This is a genomic window from Halosolutus sp. YCN4 (assembly GCF_059736495.1).
The window spans coordinates 1,070,660-1,083,800 of record NZ_JCASSM010000001.1 but is presented as its reverse complement, the minus strand read 5'-3'; the positions used below and the strand labels follow the sequence as shown (position 1 = coordinate 1,083,800).

Here is a 13,141-nt window from a genome sequence, read left to right as displayed (position 1 = left end):
GTAAGACGTATCCCGCTGTCTCCTGGCGACCGTTAGGTTGGAGTAGGGGTTGAGAAGATCGATTCGAACACCTTGTTTTCGGCATTCCGAATGTGCTGAGAGAACGTCGCTGGCGCGATATCCAGAGAGGCGGCGAGGTCCTCGCCGGACGCGGCCCGCGGCCACTCGAAGTAACCCCGATGATAGGCGACTTCGAGGACTGCCTCCTGGCGATCGGTGAGTTTTTCGGCGAGTGTCCGGTGAACGTCGGTCGCCGATCGTTGGGGACGGGGGAACTGCCGCTTGGCGAGCAGCTGGGCGGTCGGATACGCGCTGCGGACCGTCTCGGTGATAGATCGTGCGTTTACGTGCGGTGTGAGGTGGAGTCGCAGACGGAGGTTGCCATCTTCGAACAGTATCTCCTCGATCGAGCCGCTCTGTGCGGCCACTGCGGAATGTAGCGGGAGTTCGGTGACTCTTGCCTCGAAACTGGCGACGGAACGTTCCTCGGCGAAAACGGTCAGTGAGTCCCAGTCCGAGTGCTGGTCGATAAGAGCATCAAGCGTTTCACGGGCGTCCGGTGTCGCGTTGCCGTAAACGAGGTACGCCCCGTCGCTGGTCGCAACGACGTTATTGATGGAGATCCGTCCGTCGCCTGCCGCAGTAACCCCTATCGATGTGAGGATATTCGGGATCCAAAACTCTAGTTCGACGATCTCATCGCTTATCAGTGCTCGTTTGCGTTTGGTGGCGGCGATAGCGTGACCGACGAGCGGTCCAAGCTGACCGATCACAGTCGAGATCTCTCCCTCGAACGCGGACGGCCGGGCTGCGCACACGTTCAACACACCGTACATCGTTCCGTCGTGTACGAGCGGGATCGCGGCCGCTGAACGGACGTCGAGAGTTTCGTCGTGGCTACACCTCGGTTTGGGTTCCGAATCGGTGTCGATACGGTTCACGATCTGCGTCGACCGCGTTCGGAAAGCGGCGCTCGTCGCCCCTTTACCGTCCTCTGAATCGATCGAGAAAGTACGCTCGTCGAGGTTGCAATCCTCGCCGGACAGCGTTCTGACGTTTATCGTCCGCGAATCGGCGCCGACGTCGCCGATCCACGCGAGTTCGTAGGAGGGCAAGTCGGCGAGGGCCTCGCAGACGGTCTGCTCGATCTCCTCGCGTGTAGATTGGTTAATGACCGCGGCCGTGATGTCGTGGACGATGTTGTTGATGTCATTGAGTGCGGCCAATTGCTCCCGGTTACGTTCCAGTTCCCGTTCGGCCTCTACGCGGTCGGTGATGTTGCGTCCTTCCGGGACGAGGTGCGTGATCTCTCCGTGACTGTCGGTCACCGGACGGACAGAGAAATCGATAACAGCGGTACGATTGGCGCCCCGTACTTCGATCTCTTGGCGGACGAACTCGCCGTCGCGGGCGCGTTCGACTGCCTTACGGGCGCGTTCGGCTGCCTCGCCGTGCTGGAACCAGTACGCGTTCCACAGCTTCTTCCCCACGACCGCCGCTCGGTCGACCCCGCCGAAGTCCAGGGCAGACACGTTGGCCTCGACGAGCGTGCCATCTGGTTCTAGAAGACCGGTGAACTGATAGGTCTGGTTGAAGATGGCGTCATAGCGGCGTTCGCGCTCCTTGCGTTCGGTGATGTCGTGAATGACCGCGACCGTGCCGACGCTTCTCCTGTCGGTGTCGTGAATCGGGGCCGTCGAGATGCTTACGTCGACCGAATCCCCCGCTTTCGTCCGTCGCTGTACTTCGAGTTCGTGGAACGTCTCCCCCTCGTTCACCGCCTCCAGCCGCTCTTCGAACGCGGATCGCTTCGCTTCCGGGACCACCGGGATGGGATCCCCGAGTACCTCGTCTTCGGTCCAGCCGAAGATCCGTTCCGCACCCGGATTCCACCCCTCGACGATACCGTTTTCGTCTAACACGACGATCCCGTTCGGCGTCGCTTCGATGACCGCTTCGAGGTGTTCCTTCGTCGCCCGGAGTTCGCGCTCTCGCTCCTCGCGCTCCGTGACGTCACGGATAACCGAGAGGTGACGGCCGGGGAGAACGTTCGGTGTCGCCGCGAATTCCACGGTGCGTCGTTCCCCGTCGGACCGGACGAGCGGGAACAGACCGCGATCCTGGTCCGACTCTTGGAACTCGTGCCAGGCCCGCTCAAAGTCGTAGTCCTCGGCGGCAAATTCGTCGATCGATCGGCCGAGCAACTCCGCCCGCGGAAGATCGAATAGTTCGGCGGCGGCCGGGTTGACGTCGACGTATGCCGCGTCGTCGTCGGCGATCAGCATCGCATCGAACGCCTCCTCGAAGACGGCACGGAACTTTCGTTCACTCCGGGCGAGATCTTTTTGAGCGCGCCAACGCTCGGTGACGTCGAAGTAGAGTTCGATCCGCCCTCCTGCGTACGGACCCAACTCGATCGGCGTGCTACGGTGTTGGAGCCAGCGCTCTTCGCGGTTCTCCCCGGCCGTCACACGGCACTCGAACTGCTCAGTGTACGTATTGTCGTCGTAGGTCGCCAGCGCCGTCTCTTTGAAGCGCTCTCCCTCGTCGATACGAACGGAGATACACTCCGAAACGAGCCGTCGTTTGTCCCGACCGACGACGGCGTGGCTGTCGATCCCGAAAAACTGTTCGGTCGTATCGTTGATCCACGCCACCTCGAAGTTCTCGTCGAGGAGAAATGCGCCGATTTCGGCGCTGTCGAGCACGTTCTTCAGCAGTGACGTTTCAGTGCCTGTGCAGTCTCGGGGTGGTGAAGACCGGTCGTCCGTTCGATCCCGTACTGGCTGCCACCAGATGCGGCCGTTCGCACCGACCTTCTTGGTTTCGAGGCGGTCGTGGTCGACGAGGCGCGCCAGACGTTCGTAGGTACTGCGACGCCCGAGGTCGAGGTCTTCTGCTACTTCGGATGTCGTTCGTGGAGTTCCATCTCCGTCGAAAATTCTGAGGGTTTCTCGAAGTACCTCGCTCAACGAGTGAGAACTCATTACACGCTTTATCGGTGCCGTCGATATTAGCCTCCCGCGTTGGAAGGCATATTTTCACTCAAATAAAAACACAATAAATATATCCAACTATACTGTACTTCATCGAAACCGAAGCAACACACCGGTGGTTCGGCCGTTTTCTGCAAACACCCTAATCACCCTGGCTGTGACGATTAGCGTAACCAAGTCCGAGTCAAAGCCGCTGGTCAAGAACTGCTACGAGAACGGTATCACCATGCGTCGATTAACACACAACGAAAGAACGTACAGATACGCTGGGACGGAACATCTGGCCGAAAGTGAGTTTCATCGGTTGCTCTCGGCAGACCGCCGAAGAACGTTGCACGATGTCCTCGTGGAAGCGACCGCCCCACTGAGCATCGGTAAGTTGGCGACAACGGTGGCCGAGCGAGAATACGGAGCGAACTCCGTGGATAAAGCCCGCGTCGAACGTGTCGCGATAACGCTTCAACACGTTCACCTCCCGATGATGGTGAATCTAGGGGTCGTCGACGTACTCTCTGATCCGAACCGTGACTAGCCCCTCACGACACGCGGTTCCGAACTGTGTGCTCAGTAGTATCGACGTGCATTCCAGGTTCGCGTTGACACCACGATACGAGATTTGCGTCGCTGAACCGTAACGAATCCCGTCGTTCCAATGCGAACCGAGAGGGTGAAGCGAATCTAGGTATTCAACGCGCGCCAGTATCAGTATCTCGTATAATCTGTGCAGTTTCACAGGAACGCCTTCACCGATACTTAGCGATCGTCTCCCTTCACAAATCGGGTGGATCATGCTGCATTCGCGCTATCTATTCAGCAGACCTCGATCGAACCACTGATACGGATTGCTGTAACGATTTACCGGCGCAACCGCGATCCGGCGGCGGTTGCGCCGGAAATGACTTACAGTAAACCGTATGAATCACTGTCAAGAGCGGCGTGCTGCATAGAGAGGGTGAGTACAGCAGCGAAGTCGAGTGCGGTTGGTCGCAGACCTTGCACTATAGTAACAACTGAAACGATTCACACACTGATCGCAAAGCCGTCCTGCGATCAGGTGTGCATTGACTTTCAGTGGCTACTATAGTTGCCACTGTCTATCTTTCTTCAAGGAAAGAATCCCGCCGTTTTACGGCGGGCGTGAATCCGACAACGCCTATACAGCCCACGTTTGGTAGCAATGCTGATATTTAAGTGCAATTGAGGTGTAGCATGACGTACACCGAGGCGGCACGCCCGCCCACCTAATCGGACAATATCGGGGACTCCGAGGCCCAGAACGTTCGAGACACCTATCTCGAACCGCTGTGGTGTCTCGGCCAACAAGATAACTCCGAGTCCCCGTACCGGGGATAGGAGTAACGGCGGTGTGGCCCTGCCAGTAGCCCCGTCCTGCTGATCGGGTTACAAACCAGCAAATATCCCAACCCAGCGGTGCGGTGCCGTGGGAAGTCGTTCGAAAGATCGGAGATCTTTCGTGATCACGAGAGAGCTTCGCTCTCTCGGACGACCTCGCCGTCGTCGGGCGTAGCCCGACTGCCTGAGGGATCTTCGATCCCTCTCCGTTTACGGCGAGGAGGAGGTCACATACAAATAGATCGCACAGACAGCAAGTATCGCTTCAGCAGCTTTTGTAATTACTGCGATCGGATTGACGGTTCCTTCCACGTAGAACGCTTCTACACCCCATCCCTGTACCGCGAAGAGCGCGAGAATCGTTACGATCGAGTAGAGCGCCGCGGCAAGAAACAACCACCGTCGCCAAAACCGGGATAGATACAGAATTGCCCCTCCTACAAAGCCGAGTCCGTTGAGGACGAAAAGAACAGCAAGTAGCATACTAAACTCGATAGCGTTCGTAGATGCCAATACATGTAGAACGCCCGTTATGAGTGCCATGAGTATCGCGAGATACCCGATCGGGTTGGACGGACGGGTGAACATCGATGTTGAATTCGTTGTACGGTGTGTTCCCATAGTTGCAATATTGCACAGCACGATCAAAAAATGCTAGTGTGATCATCGAATCAGCATCGTAAAACTCAGGACATAACTGGTCCAAATGCGCTATATGTTCAGCACGGCGTACTGAACATCATCTGAACCTGATACAAACTCCGACGCTCAGTTCGCAGTCGGACTTCCTGGATCGAGCGGCGCGGTTTCAGTCACTGTTCCGAATAGCGAAATCGTGTTCTCGACTGCTGCCAGGATCGCGACCACCGTCGCTATTCTGATACCGGGTCGCTACCGCCGATCTGCGCACCGTCCGTCGCAGCGCGTGCGAGAATCACGTCCCCGTCGAGTCCTCGGTCGGCGATCGCGTCCCGGGCCGCGCCCGCAGCCTCGTCGGCGTGTGCGGCGTCGGTGACGCCGTAGACGACCGGCCCCCACGAGGACTGACCGACGCCGGTGAGGACCGGACAGGCCTCGAGCGCCTCGACGAGTTCGCCCGCCGGCGGCCGGAAGACGCCCCCCTGGGCGTCCGCGTACCACGCGCCGTTCTTGCGGCCGATCTCGGCGATCGCCTCGCCGAACGCCTCGAGGCGGCCCTCGGCGGCGGCCGGAAGCAGCGTCCGGGTGACGACGCCGGCGATCTCGTCCGCGATCGCCGGATCGGCGCGCTCGACGACGGCGCGCATGCTGGCGTCCTCTTCCTCGCCGTTGCGACCGGGGTCGGCGTCGGGGACGACGACGAGGAATCGCCACTCCGGGGGCAGGTCGTGGCGGGCGACGACGGGTGGGACCGTCCAGTCGCCCTCCGCGGGCGGGTCGGTGGTGAACCGGCTCGTCGGGTGGCCGGCGTCGACGACGAAGCCGCCGTCCTCGAAGGTCGCGACGCCGATGCCGCTCCGGCCGCCGCGTCCCATCGCCGGCGCGCGCTCGCGAACCCGCGGGTCGCGACCGTGGGCCCGGGCGGTCGCCGCCAGGATCGACAGGGCGAGCTGGGTGCCGCTTCCCAGTCCGACGTGACGGGGCAGGCGCTCCTCGAGTTCGATCGCGACGCCGGGAACGTCGAGCACGGCCGCTGCTCGCTCCGCGTATTCCCGAACCAGCGGGTCGTCGGTCTCGACGCCGGACGCGGGTTCGGCGGTGACGGTCACCCGCGGCTCCGCGAGGCCGAGCCCGATCCCGCCGTAGAGGCGCTCGCGCGCGAGCGAGAGGTTCTGGAAGCCGACGTGGAGGCGCGCTCCCGCGCTCACCGTGACCGTCCTCATATTCTGTCGACGGGTAGGTGTGCCCCCCGGAAGGGGGTTTCGACGCTGGCAATCGCTGGCGGGAGCGGGCTTCCGGACGCGGTGGCAACGACCGGCTGGCGTGGCGAACCCACCGATCGGCGCGATGACCTCATTCGCCACGAGCGCCTCGGTGGGTGACTGGCCGACCCCATCGTTTACTATCACTGCGGTGGTCAGGGCTGGTACCAAATGGCACAAAACACCGATCGAATCCCGGTCACCGTGCTCAGCGGGTATCTCGGCGCCGGCAAGACGACGCTCGTCAATCACGTCCTGTCGAATCCGGGCGGGCGCGAGATCGCCGTCATCGTCAACGACATGGGCGAAGTGAACGTCGACGCGGACCTGATCGCCCGCGAAAACGAGGACGACGGCATCGTCGATCTCTCGAACGGCTGTATCTGCTGTCGGCTTCAGGGGGATCTACTCGAGGAAGCCAGACGGCTCGCGCAGGAACGGGAGTTCGAGTACCTGCTCGTCGAATCCTCCGGGATCAGCGAACCGATCCCCGTGGCCCAGGTGTTCACCGAGGGAACCGACGCGAGCGACATCGACCCGACGGAACGCTTCCGGCTGGATACCATGGTGACCGTCCTCGACACGTACGGGTTCTGGAAGGAGTTCGACGCCGGCGAAACGCTCCCGGAGCACGCCCAGCCCGACGAGCGGCGACCGCTGAGCGAGGTACTCGTTGAGGGGATCGAGTTCTGTGACGTGCTCCTGATGAACAAGACCGACATGGTTCCCGACGACGTCGTCGACGAAATCGAGACCGTCGTCGATCGGCTCCAGCCCCGGGCCGAGCGGGTCCGCACGAGTTACTGCGAGGTCGACCCGGACCTCGTGCTGGGGACCGGCCGCTTCGACTTCGAGGAGGCGAAACGATCGCAGGGGTGGAAACGCGAACTTCGCGGTGAGGGGCACGGTCACGACCACGGCGAGGCAGACGCTGCCGGACACGAAGACGGCGAGACGGACGCCGCAGGCCACGACGGTCACGCTCACGAGCAGCGCGCCGCCGATCGCCACGGCGTCTCGTCGTTCGTCTTTCGCGCCGACGCGCCGTTTCGACCCAACGAACTGGCCGACTGGCTCGAAGAGTGGGACGGCTCGATCGTCCGGGCGAAAGGCGTCTGTCACGTCGCCGGTCACGACGAGGTGATCGGGCTCAGCCAGGCCGGTCCGGCGGTGCAGGCGGGGCCGATCGGCGAGTGGCGTCCCGACGACGATCGGCGGACCCAGCTGGTGTTCATCGGCAGCGGGATGGACGAAGATCGGATCCGAGAAGAACTCGAGGCGATGGTCGTCGACGCGGAGGGGATCGAGGACGAGGAGTGGACGGAGCCGTTCCCGCTATGACTCGAGTTCGTCGCTCAGTTCGTCCCAGGACTCGTGAAAGCCGTGGGTCGACTGGGTCGTCGCTTCCGCGATCGCGTTCTGGTAGACGTCGTCGTACTCGAGCAGCTGCCCCCATCCGTCGGTGAACGAGTAGTTACAGTACTGGCACATGGCGCGGGATAGCACCGTCGCCGACATACGCTTTTCCGTCCTCGCCTCCGAACCCGTCCGCCCGAACCGGAGACGATCGATCGTGGGTGCCGATTCGACGGGCGATCCAACAGACTCATATCCGTGTGCCATCGAGGGGCGCTATCTGACGGCTTCCGCCGGGAGAACGACCAATGAATACGAAGCGAAACGGCGCGTACGTTGGCAGTGCGACAGACGTCGTCGAACGATCCTGTGACCACTGCGACTGGCACGCAGTCGACGATAGCTATCCCGCCCTGATCAAGCGGTACCAGAACCACCTTCGAGCAGACCACCCGCGAGTCTGGCTTCGCCGATAGCGGTCGGAACGGGTGTCTCGCATTTCTCACGAGAACCAGAGGTCCGCGACGAGAACGTGAAAGACCAGCCCACGAGCGCGAGGAAACCGGGTACGAGCAGGAGAGGCGGGTGACGCAGGGAGAGGAGAACGCCGATACCGACGGCGAGAAACCAGAGGACGATGGAGGGTCGTCTCACACCTGTCGGTTCTTCCGCAAGTTGTTATCGATCGTTGCGGGTTCGCTACTCGACGCACCGGCTCTCCGCGCTGTGGACGGCGATCGACGACGCGGAAAAAAGCGATCCTGTCGCGGATCAGGGTTCGAGCAGGACCTTGGTGACGCCTTCCTCGCGATCGTCGAACTTCTGGTACATCTCGGGCGCCTCCTCGAGGTCGACGCGGTGTGAGACGACCCAGCTCGGGTCGGCGCGCCCCTCGATGATCATGTCCCGCAGCTGGCGGTTGTACTGCTTGACGTTACACTGGCCGGTGCCGAACTTGTGGCCCTTCTCGAAGAGCTTCCCGAAGTCGATACCGAGTCGGCCCTGGGCCGCCATATCGTCGGGGGCGCCCGGGTCGGACGGGACGTACAGCCCCGGAACGCCGATCTCGCCGGTCGGCCGAACCGTCTGGATCAACTGGTTCAGTACGACGGCCGGGTTCTCCCGAGCGGGATCGTACGCGTCGTCGCCCGGATCCGTCTCGGGATCGATCGCCTGGTAGCCGACGGCGTCGACGCCCTTGTCGACCTCGTCGCCGTGTTCCTCGACGATCTGTTCGACCGGGTCGCCCTCCTCGAAGTTGATCGCGTGCGCGTCACAGTGATCCTCCGCGAGTTCGAGTCTGCTCGGGACCCGATCGACGACGTAGATCTCCGAGGCACCCTGTATCTTCGCGCTGTAGGCGGCCATCAGCCCGACCGGTCCGCCCCCGTAGATCGCGATCGACTCGCCGGGGTTGAGGTTCGCCAGCCGCGTCCCGTGCCACCCCGTCGGGAAGATGTCTGCGAGCAGCGAGAACGCGTCCTCGTGTTCGTCGCCTTCGGGGAGTTTGAGCGCGTTGAAGTCGGCGTAGGGGACGCGAAGCTTCTCGGCCTGACCGCCCTTGTACGGCCCCATCGCGACGTAGCCGTACGCGCCGCCGGCGAAACCGGGGTTGACGTTGGTACAGAACCCCGTATAGCCGTCCTCACAGTTCTGGCAGAAGCCACAGGCGACGTTGAACGGCATGACGACGCGATCGCCCTCCTCGAGCGTGGTGACCGCGTCACCGACCTCGCTGACGATTCCCATGTTCTCGTGTCCGAAGACGATGCCCGGGTCCGCGGCGGTTCGGCCCTCGTACATGTGGAGGTCCGAGCCACAGATCGCCGTCGTCGTGATGTCGACGAGGACGTCGTTCGGGTGCTCGATTTCGGGTTCGTCCACTTCTTCGACTGCCACGTCGTGCGGCCCCTTGTATACGACTGCGTTCATTGACATTAGTTATCGCACCACTGGGTCACACCACGATCGGTACCGTAAACCTTCTTGTGAACCTCACACGGACCGTTGCTAACAATTTCCGTACTTATCGTGTTGATCGATCGAGGGCGACAGCGATCCGACCACGTACACTGACGGATCGTCACGCGAATGGTGTAGGTATGGATCTCACGCGAGCCCTCGCCGCGGACGCCGAACTGACCTGCGTCGTCGGCGCGGGGGGCAAGAAGTCGACGCTGTACGCGCTCGCCGATCGACTCGATCGGGCGGTCCTCACGGCGACCGTCCGCATTCCGATCTTCGATCGGCAGGTCGCGAACGTACGGGTGACGGACGATCCGGCGGGTGCGCTAGCCGCCCGCCGCGACGACGCGGAGCAGGGGTGGCCGCTCGGACTGGTCGCCGATCGGGAGGGCGACAGATACGTCGGTTACGACCCGGCGATCGTCGACGAAATCGCAGCGGCGGACGCCCCGGAGCACGTCCTCGTCAAGGCCGACGGGGCGCGAACGCGGTTCCTGAAGGCACCCGGCGACCACGAACCGCAACTGCCTGCCACGACCGAGACGGTCCTCGCCGTTGCCAGCGTCCACGCCGTCGGTGAACCGCTCGACGAGGGGGTCGTCCACCGGCCCGATCGCGTCGCCGCGGTCACCGATCGAACGCCGGGCGAACTGATCGAACCCGCGGACGTCGCGACGATCCTGACGAGTCCCGACGGCGGCCTGAAGGACGTCCCCGACGACGCCACCTACGTCCCGCTCCTGAACATGGTCGACGACGAGGTGGACCTGGCCGTCGCCCGCGAGATCAGTCGACTGATCCTCGATCGGAGCGACGAGGCGGCCGGTCGCGTCGAGCGGGTCGTCCTGACGAGCATGATCGCCGACGAGCCGCTGGTCGAGGTTCGAGATTGATTACGGACGAAACCGGGACCGGAGCGGGTGCGAGCCGGGTTCTTATACGACCGGTCCGCCTAGCGACGGGTATGGGACCCACCAGTACCGGTCGCGGGTCACTCGGGGGCGTCGTCCTGGCGGGCGGCTACTCGACCCGTTTCGGTGAGACCGACAAGGCCGTCGCCGACCTCGCCGGCGAACCGATGATCCGCCGGGTCGTCGATCGACTCGCAACGGTCGCGGACGACGTCGTCGTCAACTGCCGGGACGAGCAGGTCGGGCCGATCCGGGACGCACTGTCCGGCTGTGACTCGTCGACTCGATTCGCGACGGACCCCGTCCCCGATCGAGGCCCGCTCGCCGGAATCGGGACCGGTCTCGACGCCGTCGACCGGGAGTACGCGGCGGTCGTGGCCTGTGACGTGCCGTTCCTTGACCCCGACCTGCTCGCGTTGCTCGCCGATCGGGCCGACGGTCACGACGGCGCGGTCGTCCAGCTCGAGGACGGCTGGTACCAGCCGACGCAGGCGGTCTACCGCGCTGACACGGTTGCGGACGCCTGCGAGGCGGCACTCGATTCCGAGGACACCCGCATTCTGGCCGCACTCGATCGGGTCGACGTCGTCACCGTGCCCGAGGACGACCTCGACGCGATCGACCCGGCCACCTTCGAGAGCATCGACACCCGCGAGGCGCTCGCGGACGCCGAACGGCAGTTCGAGGAGTAGCGAGCGGTCGTCGATCGAGGACGGCGATTCGACGCCGAACGGCGGAACGTTCAGTCTTGCTTCGCGCCGGGGTTCGTCACGGCACCGTTGGCCGCGGAGTCGAACGTCTGCCCGTACTTCGCCAGCACGCCGCTCGTGTAGGCGGGTTCGGGATCGTCGCGCTCCTCGATCCGGCGTTCGATCTCCTCGTCGGAGAGGTCGACGGAGAGTTCGAGCGCGTCGATGTCGATCGTGACGGTATCGCCGTCCCGGAGCGCGGCGATCGGGCCGCCGACGGCGGCTTCCGGGGCGACGTGGCCGATCGAGAACCCGCGCGTGGCGCCGGAGAACCGCCCGTCGGTGAACAGCGCGACGTCCTCGGCGTGGCCCTGCCCCGCGACGGCGCTCGTGACGCCGAGCATCTCGCGCATGCCGGGCCCGCCCTGCGGCCCCTCGTTACGGATGGCGATGACGTCGCCGGATTCGACGTGGCCCTCCTGGACGTACTCCATGGCCTTCTCCTCCTCCTCGAAGACCCGGACGGGGCCCTCGTGATGGAGGTGGTCCTCGCCGGTGATCTTGATGACCGCGCCCTCGGGCGCGAGGTTGCCCGTCAGGATGCGGATGGCACCCCGCTCGTGGATCGGTTCGTCGACGGTCTCGAGGAAATCCGCGTCCAGGTCGTCGATCCGCGGCGGGTCGACGCGCTCGATCGCCTCGGCCATCGTCTCGCCGGTGACGGTCAGCGCGTCGCCGTGCAGGAGGTCGGCCTCGAGGAGTTCGCGAAGGACGACCGGGACGCCGCCGACCTCGTGGAGGTCGTTCATCACGCGCTCGCCGCCCGGCTGGAGGTCGGCGATCTTCGGCGTGGACCGACTGATCTCGTTGAAGTCCTGGATGTCGAGGTCGACGCCGGCCTCGGCGGCCATCGCGAGCAGGTGGAGGACGGCGTTGGTCGATCCGCCGACCGCGACCTGCAGGGAGATGGCGTTCTCGAAGGACTTCCGCGAGAGGAAATCCGAGGGGCTGCGCTGATCCTGGACGGCCTGGACGGCGAGTTCGCCGCTCTCGCGGGCGACCTCGTAGCGGTCCTCGTCCTCCGCGGGCGGGGAGGACGAACCGAGCGGCGCGAACCCGATCGTCTCGGAGATCGAGGCCATCGTGTTCGCGGTGAACATGCCGCCGCAGGAGCCGGCACCCGGACAGGCGTTGCGCTCCATCTCGTCGAGTTCGTCCTCGGACATCTCGCCGTCGGCGACCGCGCCGACGCCCTCGAAGACGTTCTGGATGGTGATCTCGCGACCCCCGTGCTCGCCGGGCATGATCGACCCGCCGTAGAGGAAGACGCTCGGCAGGTCCGTCCGGATCGCGGCCATCATCATCCCGGGCATGTTCTTGTCGCAGCCGCCGATAGTCACGAGGCCGTCCATGCGCTCGCCGAACGCGACGAGTTCGACGGAGTCGGCGATGACCTCGCGCGAGATCAGCGAGGCCTTCATCCCCTCGGTCCCCATCGAAATCGCGTCGGAGATGGTGATGGTGCCGAACTCGATCGGCATCCCGCCGGCCTCGTCGATGCCGTCGTAGGCGGACTGGGCCACGTCGTCCAGGTGCACGTTACAGGGCGTGATGTCGGCGGCGGGGTTGGCGACGCCGATCATCGGCGAGGACAGGTCCTCGTCGTCGTACCCCATCGCGCGGAACATGGCACGGTGGGGCGCTCGTTCGACCCCCTCCGTGACCTCGTTGCTCGGCAGTTCCTCGGGTTTGCCCTCCGCGGGCGATCGCTCCGTGGGCCGTTGGCTCATACCCGGAGGGATGGAACCTCTGCGCTTAAAAGCCCCGGAAGCCGTGACCGCCTACTTCAGGCCGCCTCCGAACACATTCGGCCGGTTCGTCAGAGCACTGTGAGCGACGTCGTCTTGCGATCGGCGAGTCGGAGCCGTCGACTGCTATAGTAGCAACCGAGAGTCAACGCACACCTGATC

11 protein-coding genes are annotated in these 13,141 nt (G+C 63.6%); 5 read left to right on the top strand and 6 right to left on the bottom strand.

Annotated elements, in window-relative coordinates:
• Positions 1-32: 32 nt before the first annotated feature.
• Positions 33-2,987, bottom strand: coding sequence for a PAS domain S-box protein (locus AC6I6X_RS05335; RefSeq protein WP_497929458.1), 2,955 nt, complete (start codon positions 2,985-2,987; stop codon positions 33-35).
• A 235-nt stretch (positions 2,988-3,222) separates the two neighbouring features.
• Here AC6I6X_RS05335 and AC6I6X_RS05330 point away from each other — a divergent pair, with 235 nt between their 5' ends.
• Positions 3,223-3,528, top strand: coding sequence for a DUF7344 domain-containing protein (locus tag AC6I6X_RS05330; protein ID WP_497929648.1), 306 nt, complete (start codon positions 3,223-3,225; stop codon positions 3,526-3,528).
• 1,031 nt (positions 3,529-4,559) lie between these two features.
• On the opposite strand, the gene AC6I6X_RS05325 is transcribed toward AC6I6X_RS05330, so the two are convergent.
• Both AC6I6X_RS05325 and AC6I6X_RS05320 read right to left on the bottom strand, forming a co-directional pair.
• Positions 4,560-4,970: a DUF7475 family protein gene (locus AC6I6X_RS05325; protein ID WP_497929457.1), complete on the bottom strand. Its 411-nt coding sequence runs from the start codon at positions 4,968-4,970 to the stop codon at positions 4,560-4,562.
• Between the two features lie 251 nt (positions 4,971-5,221).
• Positions 5,222-6,211, bottom strand: coding sequence for a beta-ribofuranosylaminobenzene 5'-phosphate synthase family protein (locus AC6I6X_RS05320; protein ID WP_497929456.1), 990 nt, complete (start codon positions 6,209-6,211; stop codon positions 5,222-5,224).
• Positions 6,212-6,421: 210 nt separating this feature from the next.
• Here AC6I6X_RS05320 and AC6I6X_RS05315 point away from each other — a divergent pair, with 210 nt between their 5' ends.
• Entirely contained in the window at positions 6,422-7,591 is a 1,170-nt protein-coding gene (locus tag AC6I6X_RS05315; protein ID WP_497929455.1) for a CobW family GTP-binding protein, read from the top strand.
• Here the strand turns inward: AC6I6X_RS05315 and AC6I6X_RS05310 are convergent.
• Positions 7,586-7,741, bottom strand: coding sequence for a hypothetical protein (locus AC6I6X_RS05310; protein WP_250141564.1), 156 nt, complete (start codon positions 7,739-7,741; stop codon positions 7,586-7,588). The two genes, AC6I6X_RS05315 and AC6I6X_RS05310, sit on opposite strands and share 6 nt — an antisense overlap.
• 173 nt (positions 7,742-7,914) lie before the next feature.
• On the opposite strand from AC6I6X_RS05310, the gene AC6I6X_RS05305 reads away from it, so the two are divergent.
• Positions 7,915-8,082: a hypothetical protein gene (locus AC6I6X_RS05305; RefSeq protein WP_497929454.1), complete on the top strand. Its 168-nt coding sequence runs from the start codon at positions 7,915-7,917 to the stop codon at positions 8,080-8,082.
• Positions 8,083-8,377: 295 nt separating this feature from the next.
• Here the strand turns inward: AC6I6X_RS05305 and AC6I6X_RS05300 are convergent, their stop codons facing one another.
• Complete coding sequence (locus AC6I6X_RS05300) at positions 8,378-9,538, bottom strand: glutathione-independent formaldehyde dehydrogenase (RefSeq protein ID WP_497929453.1); 1,161 nt, start codon at positions 9,536-9,538, stop codon at positions 8,378-8,380.
• Positions 9,539-9,708: 170 nt separating this feature from the next.
• On the opposite strand from AC6I6X_RS05300, the gene yqeC reads away from it, so the two are divergent.
• A complete protein-coding gene (gene yqeC / locus AC6I6X_RS05295) occupies positions 9,709-10,464 on the top strand; it encodes a selenium cofactor biosynthesis protein YqeC (protein ID WP_497929452.1) in 756 nt (251 codons plus the stop codon).
• A 71-nt stretch (positions 10,465-10,535) separates the two neighbouring features.
• The gene (gene mobA, locus AC6I6X_RS05290) at positions 10,536-11,174 is read left to right on the top strand and encodes a molybdenum cofactor guanylyltransferase (RefSeq protein WP_497929451.1); all 639 of its coding nucleotides are present in this window, start codon (positions 10,536-10,538) and stop codon (positions 11,172-11,174) included.
• A 50-nt stretch (positions 11,175-11,224) separates the two neighbouring features.
• On the opposite strand, the gene ilvD is transcribed toward mobA, so the two are convergent.
• Entirely contained in the window at positions 11,225-12,961 is a 1,737-nt protein-coding gene (ilvD, locus tag AC6I6X_RS05285; protein ID WP_497929450.1) for a dihydroxy-acid dehydratase, read from the bottom strand.
• Between the last annotated feature and the right edge of the window lie 180 nt (positions 12,962-13,141).

Bases quoted from the DNA above. Each gene is read 5' to 3' on its own strand.
- AC6I6X_RS05335 (WP_497929458.1), bottom strand. From the start codon at position 2,987: ATGAGTTCTCACTCGTTGAGCGAGGTACTTCGAGAAACCCTCAGAATT.
- AC6I6X_RS05330 (WP_497929648.1), top strand. From the start codon at position 3,223: ATGCGTCGATTAACACACAACGAAAGAACGTACAGATACGCTGGGACG.
- AC6I6X_RS05325 (WP_497929457.1), bottom strand. From the start codon at position 4,970: ATGGGAACACACCGTACAACGAATTCAACATCGATGTTCACCCGTCCG.
- AC6I6X_RS05320 (WP_497929456.1), bottom strand. From the start codon at position 6,211: ATGAGGACGGTCACGGTGAGCGCGGGAGCGCGCCTCCACGTCGGCTTC.
- AC6I6X_RS05315 (WP_497929455.1), top strand. From the start codon at position 6,422: ATGGCACAAAACACCGATCGAATCCCGGTCACCGTGCTCAGCGGGTAT.
- AC6I6X_RS05310 (WP_250141564.1), bottom strand. From the start codon at position 7,741: ATGTGCCAGTACTGTAACTACTCGTTCACCGACGGATGGGGGCAGCTG.
- AC6I6X_RS05305 (WP_497929454.1), top strand. From the start codon at position 7,915: ATGAATACGAAGCGAAACGGCGCGTACGTTGGCAGTGCGACAGACGTC.
- AC6I6X_RS05300 (WP_497929453.1), bottom strand. From the start codon at position 9,538: ATGAACGCAGTCGTATACAAGGGGCCGCACGACGTGGCAGTCGAAGAA.
- yqeC (WP_497929452.1), top strand. From the start codon at position 9,709: ATGGATCTCACGCGAGCCCTCGCCGCGGACGCCGAACTGACCTGCGTC.
- mobA (WP_497929451.1), top strand. From the start codon at position 10,536: ATGGGACCCACCAGTACCGGTCGCGGGTCACTCGGGGGCGTCGTCCTG.
- ilvD (WP_497929450.1), bottom strand. From the start codon at position 12,961: ATGAGCCAACGGCCCACGGAGCGATCGCCCGCGGAGGGCAAACCCGAG.